18 protein-coding genes are annotated in these 23883 nt (G+C 72.7%); 13 read left to right on the top strand and 5 right to left on the bottom strand.

Annotated elements, in window-relative coordinates; genetic code table 11:
* Nucleotides 1-41 precede the first annotated feature (41 nt).
* From ACIGQF_RS03550 to ACIGQF_RS03530, 5 genes are all read left to right on the top strand, one after another.
* Nucleotides 42-857: a crotonase/enoyl-CoA hydratase family protein gene (locus tag ACIGQF_RS03550; RefSeq protein ID WP_399704966.1), complete on the top strand. Its 816-nt coding sequence runs from the start codon at nt 42-44 to the stop codon at nt 855-857.
* Nucleotides 858-866: 9 nt separating this feature from the next.
* Complete coding sequence (locus ACIGQF_RS03545; RefSeq protein WP_399704963.1) at nt 867-1814, top strand: Zn-ribbon domain-containing OB-fold protein; 948 nt, start codon at nt 867-869, stop codon at nt 1812-1814.
* Nucleotides 1814-2854 carry a thiolase domain-containing protein gene (locus ACIGQF_RS03540; protein ID WP_399704961.1) on the top strand — a complete coding sequence of 347 codons (1041 nt, stop codon included), beginning with the start codon at nt 1814-1816 and terminating at the stop codon, nt 2852-2854. The genes ACIGQF_RS03545 and ACIGQF_RS03540 overlap by 1 nt, the downstream gene beginning before the upstream one ends.
* A gap of 7 nt (nt 2855-2861) precedes the next feature.
* The gene (locus ACIGQF_RS03535) at nt 2862-4028 is read left to right on the top strand and encodes a thiolase domain-containing protein (RefSeq protein ID WP_399704958.1); all 1167 of its coding nucleotides are present in this window, start codon (nt 2862-2864) and stop codon (nt 4026-4028) included.
* 109 nt (nt 4029-4137) lie between these two features.
* A complete protein-coding gene (locus tag ACIGQF_RS03530; RefSeq protein WP_399704955.1) occupies nt 4138-4380 on the top strand; it encodes a DUF397 domain-containing protein in 243 nt (80 codons plus the stop codon).
* Between the two features lie 75 nt (nt 4381-4455).
* On the opposite strand, the gene ACIGQF_RS03525 is transcribed toward ACIGQF_RS03530, so the two are convergent.
* Together ACIGQF_RS03525 and ACIGQF_RS03520 are read right to left on the bottom strand one after the other, a co-directional pair.
* Nucleotides 4456-5178 (bottom strand): leucine-rich repeat domain-containing protein, encoded by a 723-nt coding sequence (locus tag ACIGQF_RS03525; protein ID WP_399704952.1) that lies wholly within the window; start codon nt 5176-5178, stop codon nt 4456-4458.
* A gap of 17 nt (nt 5179-5195) precedes the next feature.
* Nucleotides 5196-6296, bottom strand: a complete 1101-nt coding sequence (locus tag ACIGQF_RS03520) for an isoafricanol synthase (protein ID WP_399704950.1) — start codon at nt 6294-6296, stop codon at nt 5196-5198.
* Nucleotides 6297-6582: 286 nt separating this feature from the next.
* On the opposite strand from ACIGQF_RS03520, the gene ACIGQF_RS03515 reads away from it, so the two are divergent.
* The 3 genes from ACIGQF_RS03515 (at nt 6583) to ACIGQF_RS03505 (ending at nt 12632) form a co-directional block, all read left to right on the top strand.
* A complete protein-coding gene (locus tag ACIGQF_RS03515) occupies nt 6583-9519 on the top strand; it encodes an ATP-binding protein (RefSeq protein WP_399704947.1) in 2937 nt (978 codons plus the stop codon).
* Between the two features lie 53 nt (nt 9520-9572).
* Entirely contained in the window at nt 9573-10070 is a 498-nt protein-coding gene (locus ACIGQF_RS03510; RefSeq protein WP_361567427.1) for a hypothetical protein, read from the top strand.
* A gap of 129 nt (nt 10071-10199) precedes the next feature.
* The gene (locus ACIGQF_RS03505; protein WP_399704943.1) at nt 10200-12632 is read left to right on the top strand and encodes a glycosyl hydrolase family 95 catalytic domain-containing protein; all 2433 of its coding nucleotides are present in this window, start codon (nt 10200-10202) and stop codon (nt 12630-12632) included.
* On the opposite strand, the gene ACIGQF_RS03500 is transcribed toward ACIGQF_RS03505, so the two are convergent.
* The gene (locus tag ACIGQF_RS03500) at nt 12619-13686 is read right to left on the bottom strand and encodes a LacI family DNA-binding transcriptional regulator (RefSeq protein WP_399704940.1); all 1068 of its coding nucleotides are present in this window, start codon (nt 13684-13686) and stop codon (nt 12619-12621) included. The two genes, ACIGQF_RS03505 and ACIGQF_RS03500, sit on opposite strands and share 14 nt — an antisense overlap.
* Before the next feature lie 383 nt (nt 13687-14069).
* Here ACIGQF_RS03500 and ACIGQF_RS03495 point away from each other — a divergent pair, with 383 nt between their 5' ends.
* From ACIGQF_RS03495 to ACIGQF_RS03475, 5 genes are read left to right on the top strand one after another with little or no spacing between them, the layout of a single operon-like run.
* On the top strand, nt 14070-15374 hold the full coding sequence (locus ACIGQF_RS03495) for an ABC transporter substrate-binding protein (protein ID WP_399704937.1): 1305 nt from the start codon (nt 14070-14072) through the stop codon (nt 15372-15374).
* A gap of 14 nt (nt 15375-15388) precedes the next feature.
* A complete protein-coding gene (locus tag ACIGQF_RS03490; RefSeq protein WP_399704934.1) occupies nt 15389-16417 on the top strand; it encodes a carbohydrate ABC transporter permease in 1029 nt (342 codons plus the stop codon).
* On the top strand, nt 16414-17247 hold the full coding sequence (locus ACIGQF_RS03485) for a carbohydrate ABC transporter permease (protein ID WP_399704931.1): 834 nt from the start codon (nt 16414-16416) through the stop codon (nt 17245-17247). The genes ACIGQF_RS03490 and ACIGQF_RS03485 overlap by 4 nt, the downstream gene beginning before the upstream one ends.
* A 41-nt stretch (nt 17248-17288) precedes the next feature.
* Nucleotides 17289-18929 carry a glycoside hydrolase family 13 protein gene (locus tag ACIGQF_RS03480; protein ID WP_399704928.1) on the top strand — a complete coding sequence of 547 codons (1641 nt, stop codon included), beginning with the start codon at nt 17289-17291 and terminating at the stop codon, nt 18927-18929.
* 29 nt (nt 18930-18958) lie between these two features.
* Complete coding sequence (locus ACIGQF_RS03475; RefSeq protein ID WP_399704925.1) at nt 18959-19993, top strand: aldo/keto reductase; 1035 nt, start codon at nt 18959-18961, stop codon at nt 19991-19993.
* A 226-nt stretch (nt 19994-20219) separates the two neighbouring features.
* Here the strand turns inward: ACIGQF_RS03475 and ACIGQF_RS03470 are convergent, their stop codons facing one another.
* Nucleotides 20220-22211 (bottom strand): N-acetylmuramoyl-L-alanine amidase, encoded by a 1992-nt coding sequence (locus ACIGQF_RS03470; protein WP_399704922.1) that lies wholly within the window; start codon nt 22209-22211, stop codon nt 20220-20222.
* Between the two features lie 392 nt (nt 22212-22603).
* Complete coding sequence (locus tag ACIGQF_RS03465) at nt 22604-23737, bottom strand: aminoglycoside phosphotransferase family protein (protein WP_399704918.1); 1134 nt, start codon at nt 23735-23737, stop codon at nt 22604-22606.
* Between the last annotated feature and the right edge of the window lie 146 nt (nt 23738-23883).

Genomic DNA, 23883 nt, shown 5'->3' with positions numbered 1-23883 from the left:
CTTCATACGGGCAGGACGGACGGGCAGGACGGGAGAACGGCATGGGCGGCACCCCCGGTACCGGCACCGAGCACCTCACCGTGGAACGCGTCGGCGCGACACTCGTACTCACGCTGAACCGCCCGGCGGCGAAGAACGCCCTTTCGCCGCCGATGCTGGTCGGCCTGTACGACGGCTGGCTGGCCGCGGACGCCGACGACGACATCCGGTCCGTCGTTCTCACCGGCGCGGGCGGCGTCTTCTGCGCCGGCATGGACCTCAAGGCGCTGGCCGGCGACGGCATGGCCGAGGGCGGGTACCGCGACCGGATGAAGGCCGACCCGGACCTGCACTGGAAGGCCATGCTGCGGCATTACCGGCCGCGCAAGCCCGTCATCGCCGCCGTCGAAGGGCCCTGCGTGGCCGGCGGTACGGAGATCCTGCAGGGCACCGACATCCGCGTGGCCGGTGAGAGCGCGACCTTCGGGCTCTTCGAAGTGCGGCGCGGGCTGTTCCCCATAGGCGGCTCCACCGTGCGGCTGCAGCGCCAGATCCCGCGTACCCACGCCCTGGAGATGCTGCTGACCGGCCGCCCGTACACCGCCCGCGAGGCCGAACACACCGGGCTGATCGGCCATGTCGTCCCCGACGGCACCGCCCGCGCCAAGGCCCTGGAGATCGCCGAACAGATCAACGCCTGCGGCCCGCTCGCGGTCGAAGCGGTCAAGGCCTCGGTCTACGAGACCGCGGAGATGACCGAGACCGACGGCCTGGCACACGAACTCGCCCAGGGCTGGCCGATCTTCGCCACCGCCGACGCCAAGGAAGGCGCCAAAGCCTTCGCCGAGAAGCGCCCGCCGGTCTACCGGCGCACCTGAGGAGCAGCCGTGACCACCGAAATCCTCGCCGCCCCGCTCGTCGTCGAATTCCCCTTCACCCGCTCCCTCGGGCCCGTGCAGAGCGCCTTCCTCACCGGCCTCCGCGAGCGCACCGTTCTCGGCGTCCGTACCACCGCCGGCTCCGTGCTGGTGCCGCCCACCGAGTACGACCCGGTCACCGCCGACGAGCTGCACGAACTGGTCCAGGTCGCGGAGACCGGCACCGTCACCACCTGGGCCTGGAACCCGCATCCCACCGGAAAGCACCCACTCGGCCGGCCCTTCGCCTGGGTGCTCGTCCGGCTCGACGGCACCGACAGCTCCCTGCTGCACGCCCTGGACGCGCCCTCGCCCGACGCCGTCTCCACCGGCATGCGGGTCCGCATCCGCTGGGCTGCGGAACGGACCGGCGCCATCACCGACATCGCCTGCTTCGAGCCGTACGACGGCGCGGCCGGGCCGGCGCCGCGCGAACACGGCGGCGACTTCGCCGACGCCGTCTCCGTCGTCACCCTCCCCGCCCGCCTCGACTACACCTACGGCCCGGGGCGGGCCCAGACCGCCTACCTCCGGGCGCTCGCCGAGCGGCGCATCGTGGGCGAGCGCTGCCCCGAGTGCGCCAAGGTGTACGTGCCGCCGCGCGGCGCCTGCCCCACCTGCGGCGTCCCCACCGGCGAACGCGTCGAGGTCGGCCCGAAGGGCACGGTCACCACCTACTGCATCGTCAACATCAAGGCCAAGGGCCTGGACATCGAAGTGCCCTACGTCTACGCCCACATAGCCCTGGACGGCGCCGGGCTGGCGCTGCACGGCCGGATCGCCGGCATCCCGTACGACCAGGTCCGGATGGGGATGCGGGTCGAACCGGTCTGGAAGGACGGGCAGCGCTGGCCCGACCACTACCGGCCCACGGGAGAGCCGGACGCCGACTACGACACGTACAAGGAGCTGGTGTGATGCGAGACGTGGCGATCGTCGCGTTCGGGCAGTCCGACCACGTACCGGACAGCCGCGAGGTCTCCGAGGTGGAGATGCTCATGCCGGTCCTGAGGGAGGTGCTCGACGCGGTCTCCCTGGAGACCGCCGACCTCGGCTTCGTGTGCTCCGGCTCCAGCGACTACCTCGCCGGGCGGGCGTTCTCCTTCACCATGGCCCTGGACGGCGTCGGCGCCTGGCCGCCGGTCGCCGAGTCGCACGTCGAGATGGACGGCGCCTGGGCGCTGTACGAGGCCTGGGTGAAGCTCCTCACCGGCGAGGCCGACACCGCCCTCGTCTACTCCTATGGCAAGTCATCGCCCGGCGACCTGCGTGAGGTGCTCACCCGTCAGCTCGACCCGTACTACGTGGCGCCGCTGTGGCCCGACTCCGTGGCGCTCGCCGCCCTTCAGGCGCAGGCCCTGTTCGACGCGGGGGCCGCCGACGAGCGGGTCCTGGCGGGGGTCGCCGCGCGCAGCCGTACCGACGCGGCCGGCAATCCGCACGCCCAGCTGCGCGGCGACGTCCCCATGGGAGAGCACGTCGTCGCCCCCCTGAGGCGCGGCGACTGCGCGCCCATCGGGGACGGCGCCGCCGCCGTCGTCCTGGCCGCGGGGGACACCGCCCGAGGGCTGTGCGAACGGCCCGCCTGGATACGCGGCATCGACCACCGCATAGAGGCCCACGCACTGGGCGTACGCGACCTCACGGACTCGCCCTCCACGCGGCTCGCCGCCGAACGGGCCGGGGCCTTCGACCGGCCCGTGGACACAGCGGAGCTGCACGCGCCCTTCACCTCCCAGGAGATCGTGCTCCGCCGCGCCCTGAAGCTCGGCGACGACGTGACGGTGAACCCTTCGGGCGGCGCGCTCGCCGCCAACCCGATGATGGCCGCCGGCCTCATCCGGCTCGGCGAGGCGGCCGCCCGTATCCAGCGCGGCCGGTCGCACCGCGCCCTCGCGCACGCCACCTCCGGCCCGTGCCTGCAGCAGAACCTGGTCGCCGTCCTGGAAGGGGAGTGAGGTCGTCATGAGCAAGGAGCCCGTGGCCGTCGTCGGCATCGGCCAGACCCACCACATCGCCGCACGCAAGGACGTGTCGATCGCCGGGCTGGTCCGCGAGGCCGCCGTGCGAGCCCTGGAGGACGCCGGACTGACCTGGGCCGACATCGACGCCGTCGTGATCGGCAAGGCGCCCGACTTCTTCGAGGGCGTCATGATGCCCGAGCTGTACCTCGCCGACGCGCTCGGCGCCGTCGGCAAGCCGATGCTCCGGGTGCACACCGCGGGCTCCGTGGGCGGCTCCACCGCCCTGGTGGCCGCCAACCTCGTCGCCGCGGGGGTGCACGGCACCGTCCTCACCCTCGCCTTCGAGAAGCAGTCCGAGTCCAACGCCATGTGGGGCCTGTCCCTGCCCGTCCCCTTCCAGCAGCCCCTGCTGGCCGGGGCCGGCGGCTTCTTCGCCCCGCACGTCCGCGCCTACATGCGGCGCACCGGCGCGCCCGACACGATCGGCTCCCTCGTCGCCTACAAGGACCGCCGCAACGCGCTCAAGAACCCGTACGCGCATCTGCACGAGCACGACCTCACGCTGGAGAAGGTGCAGGCGTCCCCGATGCTGTGGGACCCCGTCCGGTACTCCGAGACCTGCCCCTCCTCGGACGGCGCGTGCGCGATGGTCCTCACCGGGCGGGCCGGCGCCGGCCGCTCGCCGCATCCGCCCGCGTGGGTGCACGGCGGGGCGATGCGCAGCGAACCGACGCTGTTCGCCGGCAAGGACGCCGTCTCGCCGCGCGCCGGGCTGGACTGCGCGGCCGACGTCTACCGGCAGGCCGGCATCACCGACCCGCGCGGCCAGATCGACGCGGTCGAGATGTACGTGCCGTTCAGCTGGTACGAGCCGATGTGGCTGGAGAACCTCGGGTTCGCCGAGGAGGGCGAGGGCTGGAAGCTCACCGAGGCCGGCGTGACGGAACTGGACGGTGACCTTCCGGTGAATCCTTCGGGCGGCGTCCTCTCCACCAATCCGATCGGCGCGTCGGGCATGATCCGCTTCGCCGAGGCGGCACTCCAGGTACGCGGCCGGGCCGGTGAACATCAAGTGCCGGGAGCAAGGCGGGCGTTGGGACACGCGTACGGAGGCGGCTCGCAGTTCTTCGCGATGTGGCTGGTCGGATCCGAGCCGCCCGCCACCTGACCGGTGACGTACGGAACGGGGCCACGCGGCCCGTCGCGGCCTGTTGGACGCCGGGCACGGTGGCTACGCTGACCGGGACGGCGGACCCCACCGGGGAGGAGCGGTAAACGTGGCCGAAAGTACCATCACCGAGCAGCGGATCACCGGCGACAATCAGCCCGAGCTCGATCTCACACAGGCCCAGTGGCAGCCCAGTGGCCAGGGCGTGGGTGACGTCCAGATCGCCTTCGTCGACGGTTTCATCGCGATGCGGGACCGCCGCAGCCCGGACGGCCCGGCCGTCGTCTTCTCACCCGGCGAATGGCGTGGCTTCGTGCTGCGCGCCCGGGAGGGCGAGTTCGACCTGACGTGAACCCCGGGTGCCCGCACGGCGCCACGGGCCGAGGACGTGCCACCCGGACCGCACCCCGGCCGGGTGGCACGGCGGTCAGACGAGGACGACGCAGCCGCGGTCCCGCAGGGCACGCAGCTCCGGCGCCGCCTCGTCGACGGCGTTCCAGCGCAGGTCCAGCTTCTCCAGCGACGGCCACTCCGGCAGCCAGTGGGGGAGCGTACCGATGCGGTTGGCGCGCAGGTCCAGCCGGCGCAGCAGCGGGAGCCCGCGCAGCGCCACGGGGACCTCGGCCAGCGCGTTCTCGCGCAGCTCCAGTTCGCGCAGCTCCCGCAGCCCCACGAAGGCGCCCGGCAGCGCGGTGAGCCGGTTGCCGCGCAGCCACAGCTCCCGCAGCCGGGCGAGCCGGCCGAGCGCCGGCGGCAGTCCGGCCAGGGCGCAGTGCTGCGCCCGCAGCTCGTACAGGCCCGCCAGCCCGCCCAGCTCGTCCGGCAGGCGGCGCAGCGGGTTCTCACCGACGTTGAGATAGCCGAGGCGGACCAGCCGCCCCAGCGCGGCGGGCAGTTCGGCCAGCCGGTTGTCGTGCAGGTACAGACAGCCGGACAGGCCGGTCAGGTCGCCGAGCGAGGCGGGCAGCCGGGTGAGTGCGTTGTGCCCGAGGTCGAGCGTGCGCAGTGTGCTCAGCTCGCCGATACGGCCGGGGAGAGCGGTGAGGGCATTGTCGGCGAGGATCAGCACGCGCGGGCCCGGCACCGCCTCCCACACCTCCGCCGGGACGCAGTCCAGCCCGGCCTTCCAGTAGTTGAGCACCCCGGACACCGACCCCGCCCGCCCGGTCAGGAACCGGCCGTGCGCTGCGCAGGGAACCCGCCCGGGTCGGCGGCCGCGAAGAGATCGGCCCAGGGCCGACTGCGTACCGAGGCGGTGCCGGTGTCGTCGTAGCGCGGGGTCTCCAGCGACCACACCAGGTTGCCGGTCATCAGGTTTCGCATGCTCGTGACGTAGTGCGCCACGTGGTCGTGCACATCGGCCGGCATGCCCAGCTCCTTGAGCGTCGCGGGCAGGGTCGCGGCGATCTGCTGGAACTGCTCCACGCGTGCGTTGCAGGTCCGGACGATTCTGCGCACCGCCTGGTCCAGGGTGCAGCCGGTCGAACGCTGCAGGATGATCACGCTGTTGTTGACGTCGCCGGCCGCCAGTTCCTTGTCGACCGACACGATGTCGTTGACGAAGATCACCACTTCGGCGGTGAGCCGGCGCAGCTCCGCCAGCGGCGGTCTGCCGTGCAGTTCACGCGGGAGGACATAACCGCCGCACCGCTCGGCGAAGTCCAGGCACGGCTGCACCCCTATGGAGTTCCGGCGGCCCTTGAGGTACTGATCCAGCGACAGTACGCCCTTGCGGGTACGGTTCTGCGCTTCCCAGTGGTACGCACCCAGATACCGCTCCCAGTGGTCCTGGAAGCGCAGCTGCCAGGCGCGGGGCGCCCCGGCGGTGATCCGCTGCCAGATGTCGCGGTACCCGGCGACCAGCGGGCTGTCGGGCTCCTCGGGCAGCAGATCGGGCGTCGTCTCGTCCATCGTGCGCATCACACGGTCCACGAAGTGGGCCACGGACTCCGGGCACTGGCCCAGCTCGCCGTCGAACTGGTCGTCGAAAAGGAAGAACCAGGCGTTGAAGTCCGTCGCCAGCGCCAGCCGGGCGGCGTCGGCCTCCGGGTAGAAGTAGGCCATGAGCCGGTCCAGTCGCAGCGCGTCGTACTCCTCCGTCGCCGCCTCGCCGACGAGCATGCCGTACCCGTGCAGCCAGCCGAGGGTGTGCCGCCGCGCCACTTCCACCCCGGGGTTCAGCTGCGCCGGGAAGGGGATGGCGAGGGGCGCGGTACGCCTGGGGACGGGAGGCAGCGGTGCTACCGCCGCACTGTTCTGGTCGTTCATGGTCCGCCTCCTTCAAGCTGCGCCCCGCGGCGCAGTCAGGGGAGCCTGAGGCTCCTGCGATAACCAGTCAAGAAGGGAGCCGGTTTATCGGTCAATGAATTTGTGGACGACGCCCGCTCGCGCCACCCGCGCAGGCCGTGGACCGCGCGCCGCGCAATGCCCTGGGAGGCGCGGAACCTCCCTGTGCGCTCCGCCGGTTCATGGTCGGAAGTTGTCCGGGCCCGACCACGGAGCGCCGCGCGACGCTAGGCTCGTCGCCATATGCAAATGGGGTGAGGACGGGAACATGGTGGAGATCACCGGGCGGTCCGGCCGGGCGCGCAGGCCCATGCTCGAACGGGAAACGGAACTGAGCGCACTGGACGGCATGTTGACCGACCTGTGCGGCTCCGGCGGCGAGGACGGAAGTCTGCGCACAGGCGGCCTGATCGCCTTCGCCGGACCGCCGGGCATGGGCAAGACCGCGCTGATCACCGAGGCCCGGCGACGCGCCGTCGCCCGCGGCTGCACGGTGCTGCTCGGCCGCGGCGGCGAGCAGGAGCAGGAGGTGGCCTTCCACGTCGTACGGCAGCTGGTGCAGCCGGTGTTCGCCGCCGAGTCCCCCGAGGAACACCGGCGGATCCTCGGCACCTGGTACGACATCGTCGCGCCCGCCGTCGGCCTGGTCGCGGCGGACGGCGACGCCTCGCCCGACCCGCAGGGCGTCCGGGACGGCCTGGACTGGGTCGTCACCCGCTTCGCCGTGCACTTCACGCCCGTCGTCCTCATCCTGGACGACGCCCACTGGGCCGACCCCGAATCCCTCGCCTGGCTCACCGCGTTCGCCGCCCGCGCGGAGGAGCTCCCCATACTGATCATCGTCGGGTACCGCCCCGACGAGCTGCCGGCCGGCGCCGGCCCGCTGCGCCGGATCGCCGAGCGCAGCGGCTCCCGCCCCTTCGAGCTGACCCCGCTCACCCCCGGCGCCGTCCGGCGCGTGGTGACCCACATGGTCGGCGACGGTGCCGACGAGGCGTTCTGCCGCGAGTGCTGGGCCGTCACCGGCGGCAATCCGTACGAGGTCGTCGAGCTGAGCGCCAAGATCCGCGAGCGCGACATCAAGCCGCAGCAGGCCAACGTCTCCCAGCTGCGCGAGCTGGTCATGGCCATCAAGGACAGCGGGCTCATCGAGCGCCTGGAGCGGCTCGGGACCGCCGCCGTCCGCTTCGCCTGGGCCGCCTCCGTGCTCGGTACGGAGGTCTCTCCGACGCTCGCCGCCAACGTCGCGGGCCTCGGCTCCGTCCAGGCCGCCGACGTCGTGGACAGGCTGCGCGACGCCCGCATCCTCGCCCCCGCCCGCTCCTCGGACAACGGCAACCTCCGTTTCTTCCACCCCCTCGTCGCCAGCGCCGTCTACCAGGCCATCCCCGGGGCGCTGCGGGTCGCGCTGCACGGGCAGGCGGCCGCCGCGGTCGTGGACGCGGGCCAGGGCGCCACGTCCGCGGCCCGCCATCTGCTGGAGATGCACCCCGAGCACGACGACTGGGTCGTGCAGCGGCTGCGGGAGGCCGCGAGCGAGTACTTCCGCGCGGGCGCGCCGGACGCGGCCCGCCGCTGCCTGGCCCGTGCGCTGCGCGACCCCCCGGCACTCCAGGACCGCGCCCGGGTCCTCTTCGAGCTGGGCTGCTCCTCCCTGCTCAGCGAGCCCGCGACCACGGTGAACCACCTCCGCGCGGCGCTGGAGGAGGACGAGCTGGACGCGGACCTGCGCGAGACGATCACGTACAAGCTGGCGCAGGCGCTCGGGCACGCCGACCGCATGGAGGAGGCGGCGCAGGTCGTCGCCGCCGAGGCGCAGAGCGCGACGAACGCGCGGACCCGGCTGCGCATGCAGGCCGAGCAGTTCATGTGGAACGCCTTCCGGGCCGACGAGCAGGACTCGCCCGCCCGCTCCCGGCTGCTGGCCAAGCTCGCCGACCACCTCACCGGGCGCGGCATGGCCGAGCGGTACATCCTCGGACTGCGCGCCTGGGACGCCATGGTGCGCGGCGAGAGCGCGCAGACCGCGCTGCACTACGCCGAGGAGGCGCTCGGCGACGGCCTGCCGTGGACGGACGAGGAGTGGGGCTTCGAAGTGCCCGTCCTCGTCGCGCTCACCTTCATGTACTGCGACCAGCCGGGCCGTGCCGAGGAGCTGTTCCACAAGGGCATCGCCGAGTGCGAGCGCAAGGGCTGGCGCGGCGCCCACCTCTCCTTCGGGTACACCCTGCTCGGCTACATCCGCTACCGCCGCGGGCGGCTCGCGGAGGCCGAGGACCTGGTCCACGGGGGCCTGCGGATCGCGCACCGGGTGGGGCAGCGGGTGCCGGCCCAGTGGTTCGCGATCGGCATCCTCATCGAGATCCTGCTCGCCCGCGGCCGGGTCGCCGAGGCCCAGGAGCTGGCCGACACGTACAGCTACGGCGAGGTCGTGCCGAACGCCGTCGTCTACCCGGACTCGCAGACCGTCTACAGCGAGCTGCTGCTCGCGCGCGGTCTGCACCGGGACGCGGAACAGCAGCTCACCGCCGTCGGCAGGCGGCTGGAGCCGCGCACCATGCGCAACCCCGCCTGGTGCCCCTGGCAGCTGCACCTCGCCCGCGCGATCGCCCTCACCGACCGGGCCAGGGCCCTCACCCTGGTCGACGAGGCCCTGCAGCGGGCCCAGGACTTCGGCACCGAGTCGGCCATCGGGCAGGCGCTGTTCTGCAAGGCCGGCGTGGTCGGTGGCGCGGAGGGCATGAAGCTGCTGGCCGAGGCGGTCCGCCACTTCGAGCGCTCCCCGTCCGCCTTCGAGCTGGCCCAGGCGCTGGTCGAGCACGGCGCCGCGCTGCGCCGGGCGGGCCTGCCGCAGGACGCCGCGGACCGCCTCTACCGCGGTCTGGACGGCGCTCTGCACTGCGGTGCCGAGGCGCTGGCAGCACGCGCCCGGGACGAGCTGTCCGCCGCGGGGCTGCGCCCGCTCCAGCTGCGCAGTTCCGGCACGGACGCCCTCACCGCCCAGGAGCGGGCGGTGGCCGAGTGGGTCGTGCAGGGCTGGACCAAGGACCGGATCGCCGTGGAGCTGGGTACGCAGGTTCCGGCCGTCAGCCGGCTGCTGTCCGGGGTCTACCGCAAGATGGGCACGGACCACGGCGGCCTGCCGCGGCTGCTGGAGAGCGCGGGTGCCGCCACGGTGCCGCCGCCGGCCGCTCCGGAGCCGTGACGGCCGCCCGGGACCGCAGCATGGTGCTGCGGCGCGCCACGTACGATGGCTGTATGTCGTTCCTCCGCCGCCGTAGCGCCGTGCCTGCCGGGCCCGATTTTGATGTGCTTGCCATGGATCCCGGGGACTGGCCCGGCAATCTGGGCGCCGGGCTGCTGCCCGCCCCCGACGGCACCTGCCAGGGCGTCTTCCTGCGGTACGACCTCTTCGGCGGCCGCGGCCCGGCGATGATCATCGGCAACCTTCCCGAGGGCTCCCCGGCGCGGGAGCTCGGCGAGGGCGAGGTGCCCTTCGAGGTGGCGCAGCTGCTGGACGCGCTGGGGCACGACGAGGAGGTCTCGGTCGTGGAGACCGAGGACCTCCCGGTCATGCACGACAACAACCTGCTGATCGTCAAGCGCATCAAGTGCTCCGAGGGCCGGATCTCCTGCGTGCAGTTCGACCGGAGCGACGGCGTGCTGGTCACCATCGCCAGCTGGGACCGCCCGATCACGGACGACCTGTACCAGCTGCTCAAGCCGCTGCCCGCGGAGATGTTCCAGCAGGGCTGAGCCCGGAGCGGCACCACGGACCGGTGACCCCGGTCCCGTACGGCCTCTTGTCGCCCTATTCATCGGACCTCTAGCATCGGCGGCGCCCCGCCGGGGTGAGCCGCGCGTCGTGTCCTCCGGGAGCCGCCGATGTGTCCGGGAATTGCTCGAAGAACCGCTGTACTGGGTGGAGTCGGGGTGGGCGGCGCGCTCGCCCTCGGCGGGCCGGCCCGGCAAGCGACGGCCCAGGGGCGTACGGGAGAGAAGTCGGGCGAGACCTCCGATGACCCGGGCCTGGTTCTCTGGTACGACCGTCCCGCCGAGGACTGGGAGCGCGAGGCCCTGCCCATCGGCAACGGCGCGCTCGGCGCCATGGTCTTCGGCACCGTCGCGAGCGAGCGACTCCAGTTCAACGAGAAGACACTGTGGACCGGCGGCCCCGGCTCCCCGGGCTACGACGCCGGCAACTGGCACTCGCCGCGCCCCGAGGCGCTCGCGCAGGTCAGGCAGCTGATCGACGACGAGGGCAGTGCCGACCCCGAACGGGTTGCCGAGCTGCTGGGCCTGCCGAAGACCGGCTACGGCGCGTACCAGACCTTCGGTGACCTCCATCTGGACCTGGCGCACCCGCCTGCCTCCCCGGCGGACTACCGCCGTGAGCTGGACCTCGATTCCGCCGTGGCGCGGGTGCGCTACCGCGTCGGCACCACCACCCACCACCGCGCCTACTTCGCCTCGCACCCCGACGGCGTCCTCGTCGGCCGCCTCACCGCCGACCGGCCCGGCGCCGTCGGCTGCACCCTCCGCACCACCTCACCCCGCGAGGACCGTACGGTCACCGCACGGGACGGCCGGATCACCGTACGGGGCGCGCTCCAGGACAACGGCCTGGTCTTCGAGGCGCAGCTGAGGGTGGTGGCGGAGGGCGGCACGGTCCGCGAGCACGCCGACGGCACGGTCACGGTCCGGGCCGCCGACGCGGTGTGGTTCGTGCTCGCCGCGGGCACCGACTACGCGGACCGCCACCCGCACTACCGCGGCCCCGATCCGCACGGCCGGGTCACCCGGGCCGTGGACGCCGCGGTCGCCAAGGGCTACGACCGACTGCTCGCGGCCCATCTGCGGGACCACCGGCGACTGTTCGGCCGCGTCGCGCTCGACCTCGGCGGACGGATGCCGGCCGGCGTCCCCACCGACCGTCTGCTCGCCTCGTACACCGGCGGGGCCGGTGCCGCCGACCGCGCGCTGGAGACGCTGTACTTCGCGTACGGCCGCTACCTCCTCCTCGCCTCCTCGCGCCGGGGCTCGCTGCCCGCCAACCTCCAGGGCGTGTGGAACGACTCCACCGCCCCGCCCTGGTCGGCGGATTATCACACCAACATCAACCTTCAGATGAACTACTGGCCGGTGCACGCGGCGGGCCTCGCCGAGGCGGCCGAGCCGCTGGAGCGTTTCATCACGGCGCTGCGCGCGCCCGGCGAGGTCTCGGCGAAGGGCATGTTCGGCGCCCGCGGCTGGGTGGTGCACAACGAGACCAACCCGTACGGCTTCACCGGCGTGCACGACTGGGCCACCGCCTTCTGGTTCCCCGAAGCCGCGGCGTGGCTGGCGCACCACCTCTACGACCACTACCGCTTCACCCGCGACCCCGGCTTCCTGCGCCGTACCGCCTACCCGGCGATGAAGGGGGCCGCCCTCTTCTGGCTGGACACCCTGCACACCGACCCGCGCGACGGCACCCTCGTCGTCTCGCCGAGCTACTCGCCCGAGCACGGGGCCTTCACCGCGGGCGCCGCCATCTCCCAGCAGATCGTGCGCGACCTGTTCGTCAACACCCTGGAGGCGGCCGCACTGACGGGTGACAGTACGGAGTTCCGTACGGAGCTGCGGCGGGCGCTGGACCGGCTCGACCCGGGGCTGCGCATCGGTTCCTGGGGGCAGCTCCAGGAGTGGAAGGCCGACCTGGACGACCCGGCGGACACCCACCGGCACATCTCGCACCTCTTCGCGCTGCATCCCGGGCGGGGGATCGAGCCGGGGAGCGAGTGGGCCGAAGCGGCGAAGGTCTCGCTGCGCGCACGGGGCGACGGCGGTACCGGCTGGTCCAAGGCCTGGAAGATCAACTTCTGGGCGCGGCTGCGCGACGGCGATCACGCGCACACCATGCTCACCCAGCTGCTGTCCTCCTCCACCCTGCCCAACCTCTGGGACACCCATCCGCCGTTCCAGATCGACGGCAACTTCGGGGCCACCGCCGGGATCACGGAGCTGCTGCTGCAGAGCCACCTCGATGCGATCGAGGTGCTGCCCGCGCTCCCGGCCCGCTGGCCCGACGGCTCGGTGACCGGGCTCCGGGCGCGCGGCGACGCGGGCGTGGACCTCACATGGTCGGGCGGAGCCGCGCGCCGGGTGGTGATCCATGCGGGCCGGGACGGCGAACTACGGCTGCGCGGCGCGCTCTTCACGAGGGCGTACGCGGTCCGCGACCTGACGGCAGGCAAGGACCTGGCGCCCCGTACGGAGGCGAGGGTGGCCTTCCTCGGGGCGCGCGGCGGTCACTCGTACGAGTTCATTCCGACGTAGCGGATGCGGTCGGTTCGTCCGCGTCGGCCGGGCGCGGCGGTGCCGTGGTGGCTCTCGGGATCAGCCGGGTGGGCAGGACCAGGTGCCGGGTCCGGTCCGCTTCCGGGTCGTTGATCAGATCGCGGGCCAGCTCGCCGGCCGCCCGTCCGATGCCGGCGGGGGACTGGGCAATCGTGGTCAGGTCCGACCACTCGGCCATCTGGTGGTCGTCGAAGCCCAGCACGGACATCCGCCCGGGTACGTCGATATGGGCCTTGCGCAGCGTCCAGAGGACCGAGACGGCGACCTCGTCCTGTTCGGCGAAGATCGCGGTGGGCGGCTCGCGCAGGCTCAGCAGCGTCCCGACCGCCTCGGCGGTACGGCGCTTGTCCCCGGGCGGCGTGGCCACCACCAGTTCACCGTCCGGCGCCACGCCCGCCTCGGTGAGCGCCTGCCGGTAGCCGAGCAGCCGCTCGTGCGAGCTGAACGAGAAGCCGCTGGCCCCGGTGGTCTGCACGAAGGCGATCCGGCGGTGCCCGAGGCCGAGCAGGTGCCGGGTGCCGGCGCGGGCCCCGGCCACGTCGTCCACGTACACGCTGGGCCGGCCCTCGGCGTGCTGGCTGAGGTAGACCACCGGCATCCCGAGGTCGTCCAGGCGCGCGCTCTCCTCCTCGGAGAGGTCGAAGGAGAACACCAGCAGCGCGTCGGCGTTGCGCCGCGCGGGCAGCCGGTCGAAGAAGTCGGTCCGCTCCGCCAGGTCCGGGATGACGTAGACGAGCAGCTCCAGGCCGGCCGCGCGCAGGACGGGGCCCAGGCTGGAGAGCGCCGAGCCGATGAACCAGGAGTTGAGCGTGGGCGCGAGCACGGCGACCACGCCCGTACGGCCGGTGACCAGGCTGGACGCCTGGCGGGAGACCACGAAGTGCAGTTCGCGCGCGGCCTGTTCGACGCGGGCGCGCACGTCCGGCGAGACGGTCGACATGCCGCGCATGGTGCGGGAGACGGTGGAGGCGGACACCCCGGCCCGCTGGGCGACATCGGCCAGCGTGGGGTGGTGCCGCTGGGCTGGTGGCATGAGCGGACGGTAGCACCGGTCACGGCGCGCGGAAACCCTTCCGAGACAGCGCTGTCACGCCATTCTCATGACAACGCTGTCTCGGGTGTACGCGCTTCGGCGCCACCCTCAATCAACCATAAGAAACAGGGGTATAACGCCCCCGAGAAGTCGGGAAATTACCTCGACGTAACGCGTTGACTTCCCCATGGCCTGCTCCTAGCGTGCAAGCGTTGTTACGGAGTGGCCGCCCACTTCCCCCGCTCCTGCACCCCTCTTTCCCTTAACTCCCTTGAAATGGGCCCCTCTTGTTCCTGCCTGCCCGGGACGCGGATGACAGCGCAGTCACACGGTCGGCGCACCGCACGGAACTCCGATGCGGAGCCCAGCTGCCAGGAGAGACAGTGAAGACCAGGACCACCAGAGCCGTCCGGAGCGCCTGTGCCGGGCTCGTCGGACTCACCGCCGTGACCGCCTGCGGCACCTCCGGCGGCGCGCCGCCCGCCGGGAAGCCCGGTACGTTCGAGGGCCGCGGCCCCATCACGTACGTCGCGGGCAAGGACACCACCGGCACCGTGCAGGCCGTGCTCGACCGCTGGAACGAGGCGCATCCGGACGAGAAGGTCACCTTCGTCCAGCTGCCCACCGACCCCGACGCGCAGCGCCAGCAGATGATCCAGAACGCCGAGATCAAGTCCGACGCGTTCACGGTACTTTCCCTCGACGCCGTCTGGACCACGGAGTTCGCCGCCCACCGCTGGGTCGACCGGCTGCCCGCAGACCGCTTCCCGCTCGACAGGATGCTCGACCCGATCGTGGGGACGGCCACCTACCGGGGCGGCCTCTACGCGGTCCCGGCCACCTCCGACGGCGGCATGCTCTACTACCGCACCGACCTGCTGCGCCGCGCCGGCATCAAGAGACCGCCGGTCACCTGGGCGGAGATGAAGGCCGACTGCGCGAAGGTGAAGATGCTGCCCGAGGCACGCGGGATGTCCTGCTACGCCGGCCAGTTCCAGAAGTACGAAGGGCTCACCGTCAACGTCGCCGAGGCCGTCCACTCGGCCGGCGGCACCGTCGCCGACGCCCGCGGCCGCCCGCACCTGGACACCCCGCAGGCCAGGGCCGGGCTCGACTTCCTTGTCGACGCCCTCCGGGACGGCACGGCCCCGAAGGAGGCCATCACTTACCAGGAGGAGGACGCCCGGCGGGCCTTCCAGGACGGGAAGCTGGTCTTCGAGCGGCAGTGGCCGTACATGTATCCGCTCGCCGCGAAGAAGGACGGCTCCAGCAAGGTCGCCGGGAAGTTCGGCGTCGCCCCGCTGCCCGGCCTGAACGGCCCCGGCGCCTCCAGCCTCGGCGGCCACAACCTCGCGCTCACCGCCTCCGCGAAGAACAAGGCCACCGCGCTGGACTTCATGAAGTTCTTCACCAACGAGCAGAACCAGCGCTTCTCCCTCAAGTACGCGCCCGCAGCACCCACGTACGCGTCCCTCTACCGGGACCCCGCCCTGGTGAAGACGTATCCCTATCTCCCCACTCTCAAGCGGTCGATCCTGCACGCCGTGCCGCGTCCGCGCGTCTTCCAGTACGGCGACCTGACCGCGGCCGTGCAGCGCGAGGCGTACGCCGCGCTGACCGGCGAGAAGAGCAGCGCCCAGGCGCTCACGGACCTCCAGCGGGCGCTGCGGCAGCCCGTGGCCGAGTAAGGAGCCACGCCCCGATGGCCGAGACCCAGACGCCCGCCCGGCCCGTACCGCCGGCCGCGCGCAGAGAACCACCCACCGCGCCCGCGCGCCGCCGCCCGGCCCGGGCCACCGCGGGCACCGCCCGGCTCGCCGCGCTCCTCGTGTCGCCCACCCTGCTCGTCCTCGGCGTCGTCGTGCTGTACCCGACCCTCGTCGCCCTGAAGCAGTCGCTGTACGGCACCCGGGGGCTGGACCCGAAGACCGGATTCGTCGAGGACAGCGAGCCGTTCGTCGGACTCCAGAACTTCGCCGCGATCTTCGGCGAGGCCGGCGCCCGCTTCTGGAACGCCTTCTGGAACACCACCTTCCTGACCGCCACCACGGTCCTGCTGGAGACCCTCATCGGGGTGGCCATGGCGCTGATCATGCATCGCGCCTTCCGCGGCCGCGCCCTGGTCCGCGCGAGCATCCTCATCCCGTGGGCCATCCCCACCGCCGTCACCGGGCTGCTCTGGCGCTGGATCTTCCACAGCGACGGCATCGCCAACGCCCTCATCGGCCACCAAGTGCTCTGGACCACCGAGGGGTTCCACGCCAAGGCCGCCGTCATCATCGCCGACGTGTGGAAGACCGCGCCCTTCGTGGGCCTGCTGGTCCTCGCCGGCCTTCAGGTCATCCCGAACGAGGTGTACGAAGCGGCGCGCATCGACGGGGCCGGGGTACTGCGCCGGTTCCGGCACATCACCCTGCCGCTGGTGAAGCCCGCGCTGCTGGTCGCGGTGCTGTTTCGCACCCTCGACGCGCTCCGCATGTTCGACCTGCCGTACATCCTGATCGGCGCGCAGAAGACCTCGGTGGAGACGCTGTCGATGCTCGCCCAGGACCAGGCCGCCAACGTGCGGTTCGGCCCCGCCTCCGCATACGCGGTGATCCTCTTCGTCTACGTGTTCCTCATCGCGCTGGCCTTCGTACGGCTGCTCGGCGCGGACCTCGTGGGGGACGACGGCAGGCCCGCGCGGCGCCGCCGACGGCTGCCGCGCCGTACTCAGGGGGTTGCGGCATGACGCTTCCGGCAAGCCTCCGCAAGTGCCTGTTGCTCCTCGGTGTCGCCGCGGTCGTGGCCTACTGCCTCGCGCCGTTCGGCTGGATGCTGGTCTCCAGCCTGCGCCGCACCTCCGACATCTTCGACAACTCCCCGCTGCCGTCCCCGCTGTCCCTGGAGAACTACCGCGCGGTCTTCGACCCCGCCCAGGCCTTCACCCGCGCCCTCCTCAACAGCCTGGTCGTGGCGGGCGTGACCACCTGCCTCGCGCTGCTGCTCGCCACCTTCACCGCGTACGCGATGGCCCGGCTGGAGTTCCGCCTCAAGCGGCTGGTGCTCACCCTGATCATCGCCACCTCGATGTTCCCGGTGGTCTCGATCGCCGTGCCGCTCCTGAAACTCTTCGTCGGCCTGGGCTGGATCAACACCTACCAGGCCATGATCGTGCCCAGCATGTCCTTCACCCTGCCGCTGGCGGTCTGGAACCTCACCGCCTTCTTCCGGCAGCTCCCCGACGAGCTGGAACAGGCCGCCATGGTCGACGGCTGCACCCGCGGCCAGGCCTTCCGCAGGGTCATCGTCCCGCTCGCCGCACCCGGCCTGTTCACCACCGCGATCATCACCTTCATCGCGGCGTGGAACGAATTCCTCATCGCCCTGTCCATGACCAACAAGCCGGAGATGCAGACCGCGCCCGTCGCGATCTCCAAGTTCTCCGGCGCCACCCAGTTCGAGACCCCGTTCGGCAGCCAGATGGCGGCCGGGGTGCTCGTGACCGTACCGCTCGTGATCGTGGTGCTGCTCTTCCAGCGCCGGATCGTCGCCGGCCTCACCGCCGGTGCCGCGAAGTAGCCCAGACCGCCCGTACCTCGCCCGTACAAGGAGTACGCCCCATGACCCGCACCGCACCCTGGTGGCGCGACGCCGTCATCTACCAGGTCTACATCCGCAGCTTCGCCGACGGGAACGGCGACGGCATCGGTGACATCGCCGGCATCCGCTCCCGCCTGCCGTACCTGAAGTCGCTCGGTGTGGACGCCATCTGGATCAACCCCTGGTACGAGTCCCCGCAGGCGGACCACGGGTACGACGTCGCCGACTTCCGGGCCATCGACCCGCGCTTCGGCACCGTCGAGGAGGCCGAGGCGCTGATCGAGGAGGCCCACGCGGCCGGTATCCGCGTCATCCCGGACATCGTGCCCAACCACACCTCCGACCAGCACGCCTGGTTCCGCGCCGCGCTGGCCGCCGGGCCCGGCAGCCCCGAGCGGGAACGGTACGTCTTCCGCGACGGTCGCGGCCCCGACGGCGCCGAGCCGCCCAACGACTGGCGGTCCTGCTTCGGCGGCCGAGCCTGGACCCGGGTGCCCGACGGGCAGTGGTATCTCCACCTCTTCGCGCCCGAACAGCCCGACCTCAACTGGGACCACCCCGACGTCCTGGCCGAGTTCGAGGACATCCTGCGGTTCTGGTTCCGGCGCGGCGTCGACGGCTTCCGCATCGACGTCGCCCACGGCCTGGTCAAACACCCCGAGCTGCCCGACCTGCCGGCCCTCCCCGCCCCGGCCGACCGCATCCCCGGCGAACACCTGGACCACCCGCACTGGGACCGTGACGAGGTGCACGAGATCTACCGCGCCTGGCGCCGGGTCGCCGACGAATTCCCCGGCGACCGTGCCTTCGTCGCCGAGGCCTGGGCCGACACCCCCGAACGGCTCGCCGCCTACGTACGCCAGGACGGCCTGCACACCGCCTTCAACTTCGACTTCCTCATGGCGAGCTGGGACGCCAAGGAGCTCCGCGCGGTCATCGACCACTCTCTCGCCATGCTCGGCGCCGTCGGCGCCCCGGCCACCTGGGTGCTCTCCAACCACGACGTGGTGCGCCACCCCAGCCGCTACGGCCGCGAGGTCGTCAAGAAGTGGGTCGCCAACGAGACCTACCGGCCCGAAGGCCCGCTCGATCTCGCCCTCGGCACCCGCCGCGCCCGCGCCGCGGCGCTCCTCATGCTCGCCCTGCCCGGCGGCGCCTACGTCTACCAGGGCGAGGAACTGGGCCTGCCCGAGGTCGAGGACCTGCCCGAAGCGGTGCTCCAGGACCCCACCTGGGAGCGGTCAGGCCACACCGACCGCGGCAGGGACGGCTGCCGGGTGCCGATCCCGTGGTCCGGTGACCGCGCGCCGTACGGTTTCAGCCCGGAGGGCGCGGCAGGCGAACCCTGGCTGCCCCAGCCGCCCTTGTGGCGCGAGCTGAGCGTCGCGGCGCAGGAAGGCGACGAGGACTCCATGCTGGTGCTGTACCGCCGCGCGCTGCGTATCCGCCGCGACCATCCGGCGCTCGGCGACGGCACGATGACCTGGCTCGACACCCCGGCCGGCGTCCTCGCCCTCCAGCGCGAGCCGGGCTTCTTGTGCCTCGTCAACCTCTCGGCCGAGCCGTATCCTCTCCCGGAGCACGAGGAGGTACTGCTGGCCAGCGGCCCGCTCGCGGACGGCCGGCTGGCACCGGGCCAGGCGGTGTGGCTCGCCCTGTGACCACCGGCCGCACGGAAGGAACACCTGACATGGAGTACCGCACCCTCGGGACCGGAGGCTGTGCCGTCTCTGCCCTGGCCCTGGGCACCATGACGTTCGGTCACGAGACCGACGAGGCGGGGGCGCACGCCCAGCTGGACCGGTTCGTCGAGGCCGGCGGCACCCTCGTGGACACCGCCGACGTCTACACCGCCGGCGTCTCCGAGGAGATCATCGGCCGCTGGTTCGCTGCTCGCCCCGCCGACGTCACCGACCGCGTCGTCCTCGCCACCAAGGGCCGCTTCCCCATGGCCGGGGACCCGAACGGCGCCGGGCTCTCCCGCCGCCATCTGCACCGGGCACTGGACGCCTCGCTGCGCCGTCTCGGCGTCGAGGCGATCGACCTGTACCAGGTCCACGCCTGGGACCCGCTGACGCCCGTCGAGGAGACCCTGCGCTTTCTGGACGACGCGGTGCGCCAGGGCAAGGTCCACTACATCGGGCTGTCCAACTTCACCGGCTGGCAGCTCCAGAAGACCGTGGACGTCGCCGACTTCCGCGGCCTGGCCCGCCCGGTCACCCTCCAGCCGCAGTACAGCCTGGTCTCCCGCGAGATCGAATGGGAGATCGTGCCGGCCTGTGTCTCCGAAGGGCTCGGCCTGCTCCCGTGGAGCCCGCTCGGCGGCGGCTGGCTGACCGGGAAGTACCGGCGGGACGCCCGGCCCGCCGGCGCGACCCGGCTCGGCGAGAACCCCGGGCGCGGTACCGAGGCGTACGACCGGCGCGGCAGCGTCGAGCGTACCTGGGACGTCGTCGACGAGGTGCGCGCGGTGGCCGAGGAGCGCGGCGTCCCCATGGCGCAGGTCGCGCTCGCGTGGGTGCGCGACCGGCCGGCCGTGTCCTCGGTGATCCTCGGCGCCCGGACCGTGGCGCAATTGGACGACAACCTCGCCTCCGCCGGCCTCCGGCTGTCGGACGAGGAACGCGCCCGGCTGGACAAGGTGAGCGACCCCGGGGCCGCCGACTACCCGTACGGCGGCCCCGGCCAGGAGCAGCGCAGCCGGAACGTGGCCGGCGTGGGCTGAGGCACGCACGACACGGCGCGGGGGGGGGGGGGGGGGGGGGGGGGGGGGGGGCGGCGCCGCGGGGGGGGGGGGGGGGGGGGGGGCAAGTAGGAACAGGACGCCCGGGGGCCGCCCGCAGGCCGCGGCCGCGCCGCCCCCCGGGGGGGGGGGGGGGGGGGGGCCCCCCCCCCCCGCGGGGGGGGGGGGGGGGGGGCTTTGGGGCCCCCCCCGCCCGCCGCGGTGGTGCCTAGCGGCCGGACCAGCGGACGTCGATGTCCGCCGCCCGGACGTAGCCGACCCGGTGGCCGACCTGAATCTCGTAGTACACGTCCTTGCCGCGCACGACGGCGTGCTTGCTCGTGTCGAACGTGGGCGCGTAGAAGTACTCACCGTGCGTCCGGCCGCCGATCGCGTACCGCTGGCCGGCCTTGAGGGAGTACGGCAGCGGCGAGACCGACTGGACCGGGACGTCCGCCGGGTACGCCTCCTTCTCCGGGTACGCCCGGCCGTAGACCGGGATCTCCGTCCGGCCCTTCTTGGGCGTGGCGACCCAGCCCCTGGCGTTCACCGCGGTGGGCTCCGCTCCGGGGTTCTCGAACCACGCCTTCTGGCCGAGGTACCAGATCGCCGTCCAGTCGCCCTCGCGGTCCGCCACGGCGAACTGCTGGCCGGTGCTGGCGCGGGCGCCGGTGTCGTTCACCCCGGTCGTGGAGTCGGCGCCCCCGGGGTGCAGCCCCTCGTCCTTCACCAGCGGGGCGTCCTCACTGGGCGCGGAGTGCAGCCGCACCGCGCCCGAGCCGTGCGGGGCGCACGGCTGACCGGCCTTCTCGCAGCCGGTGTACGCCGGTTCGTTCATCTCGTAGACCGGGTCGATGGTGACGAGACCGCCGCGCGGGCCCGCGGTGGGCGTCAACGGACGGCCCAGCAGGGCGAAGTAGTGGTCCCAGTCCCAGTAGGGACCCGGGTCGGTGTGCATGCCCTTGATCGACGCGGTGGTGGTGCCCGGCACGTTGTCGTGCCCGAGGATGCGCTGCCGGTTCAGCGGGATGTCGTACTTGTGCGCCAGGTACCGCACCAGCCGCGCGGACGTGCGGTACATCGCCTCCGTGTACCAGGCGTCCGGCGCGACCAGGAAGCCCTCGTGCTCCAGGCCGATGGAGCGGGAGTTGATGTACCAGTTGCCCGCGTGCCAGCCGACGTCCTTGGTCGGGACGTGCTGGGCGATCAGACCGTCGGAGGACCGGAGGCTGTAGTGCCAGGACACGTAGGTCGGGTCCTGGACCAGCTTCAGCGTCGTCTCCCACGTCGCTTCCGTGTCGTGGATGACGATGTAGTCGACGCTCTGGTCCTCGGGGCGGTCCGCCAGGTCGTGGTTGCCGTAGTCGTCGTCGGGCAGCTTCTGGTACGGCGCGGGCACCGACTCGCACGCCACGCTCGACGGGCACTCGGTCCGGCCCCCGGAGGCCTTGCGCAGGCCCAGGACCCGGGTCTGGGCACGGTCGGGGGAGAGGCCGGGGGACTTGGCGAGGGTGACGCGCTGGCCCGCGTCGGTGGTCCGGGACGCGCCGCCGCGCAGCACGTCGTAGACCTGGTCGGCGAAGACCGTGGCGCTCTTGGCATCGCTCGCGCCGGAGTAGCGGGCCACGGCGGCGTACCAGTCGGCGGGGTCCGCGCTCGGCTTCAGGCCGAGCCGGCGCTGCTGGTCGGCGAGGAGGGCCGCGCCGCCGCTGATGTTCGCTGCGGGGTTCTCCCGCAGCTCGCGCGCCGGCAGGCCGGTGAGCGTCGCGGCCTTCGGCAGGGTCTTCAGCCGGGCCGGCAGCTCGGACGCCGCGGGCAGCTTCGCCTCGGCGGTCTTCCGGGCGCGCGCGGAGTCGCCGCGGGCGTCCTCGGTGCCCTCGCTGTGGTGCGGCGCCTCCCTGGCGAGCGCGGTCCGCGCGTCGGTGAGGTGCATGGGGCCGTAGCCGCCGGCCACGCTGGGCGCGCCCCGGTGGCCGTCCCAGCGGGACTCCAGGTACGAGACGGCCAGCAGCACGTTCTGCGGCACGTCGTACCGGGCGGCGGCGTCGGCGAAGGCGCGCTGGAGCGAGCCGGTGTCCGAGCCTGCGGTGGCGGTGGGCGCGGCCGATACCAATGGCAGGAGGAGGGCTGTCGCCGCGACCGCGGTCGCCGCCCTCCTCGTCGTTCTGCGGGTGCGGAAGGCGTCGCGTCTGGCGACGCCGACGGGGGCGGATCCTCGCAATGCAGCCTCCTCGGGCCGGCCCGTACCGGGCCGTGTGGCGGATGGTGCGCCGCTGGGCGTGCGGGAACCCGACAAGAGGTATCGGTTCCCCGACGATCCGTCAATCACCCGACAACCGGGTGATTCCGCAGGTGGGCGCGGGCCCGGAAGGCTTTTCGCGCGCCGGGCCCGGGGCCTGGGGCGCGTCAGTGGTGTGGACCAATTTCGGGAAGCGCCGAGTCGGTGGACCTCGGGTTCCGCACCGTCGCGTGGTGCGTGTGGGTGATGCCCCGAAGGCCACGTCGATACGCCACCCGTGCGAAGCCGTACGCCACCCCGCTCCGTGGCGGCGTGGGCATACGACAGCGGCGCGCCCCAGCACAGGCGCGCCGCTTCGTCCCCCCGTCAGCGGATCAGCGGGTGCCGACCGCCGCCCGTACCGCACGCCGCGCCATCTGGGCGTCGTCGTGCAGCCGCCGCAGCAGCAGACGCTGTTCCTCGCCCGCGGCGGGCGCTCCCGGCTGTCCCGGGCCGGAGGCACCGGGCGGTACCTCTTCCCGCATGGTCCGCTGCACCGCGGTCTCGTAGCGCCGGATCTCCCGGGTCAGCACCAGCATCAGGTTGACCAGGAAGGAGTCCCGGGCCGCGGGACCGGCGGCCTGCGCGAGCTGGCTGATCTGCCGGCGCGCGACCGGTGCGTCACCGAGCACCGACCACAGGGTTGCGAGGTCGTAGCCCGGCAGATACCAGCCGGCGTGCTCCCAGTCCAGCAGCACCGGGCCGGCCGGGGAGAGCAGGACGTTGTTCAGCAGCGCGTCACCGTGGCAGAACTGGCCCGTGGAGTGCGCCAGGCCGTGCATCAGCTTCTGCAGGTCCCCGAGGTCCCGGTCGGTCAGCAGACCGAGATCGTGGAACCGCCCGATACGGTTCGCGTAGTCCAGGGGCGCGTCGAACATGCCGGCCGGCGGACGCCAGAGGTTGATCCGGCAGACCGCGCCGAGCGCGGCCCGGATGTCCGCACGCGGCGGCGCTTCGGTGGGGTGGCGCTGCACGGCGGCCACCCGTCCGGGCATCCGCTCGACGACCAGGGTGCAGTTGTCAGGATCCGCGGCGACCAACCTCGGCACGCGCACCGGCGGGCGGTGGCGGACGAAGGCGCGATACGCCGCTATTTCGTGCCGGAAGCGCTCGACCCACGCCGGCGAGTGGTCCAGTAAAACCTTCGCGACCGCGGTCGTACGACCGGTCGTGCCGACGAGAAGGACGGACTTCCCACCCCGCCGCAGCACCTGGACCGGATTGAACTCCGGACAGATGCGCTGCACCGAGGCGACCGCCGCGCGCAGCTGCGCGCCCTGAGGGCCGGACAAGTCGAGTCTCCCGCTGAGCGGTTGAGGTCCGGGCCCCTGCGCCCGCCTCGGACGGCCGCCCGCGGGCCCTGCGGCCATTCCCGAGGAGTGGGCGGGATCGAGATACGGACCGCTGCCCGCGGGCTGCGGTCGGTACGGCCGGGGCGGGGCGGTCGCGGCGGACGATGCTGCGTACATGGGTGGATGAGGTCCCTTCGTGCGCCGACGAGTGGCGGTGCGCCACCGGCCCGGTGAGGGTTGCGACACCCTGGGGAATGCGTTTCCGCCACCGGGCCGGGGGCTGCATCTCTACAGAACACGCGACTACGGGTGGCAGACCATCT

It is taken from the genome of Streptomyces sp. NPDC053560 (assembly GCF_044544605.1).
Taxonomy (GTDB): Bacteria; Actinomycetota; Actinomycetes; order Streptomycetales; family Streptomycetaceae; genus Streptomyces.
Note: the sequence above shows the minus strand (reverse complement) of the source record. Positions and strands in the feature narration are given on the sequence as shown.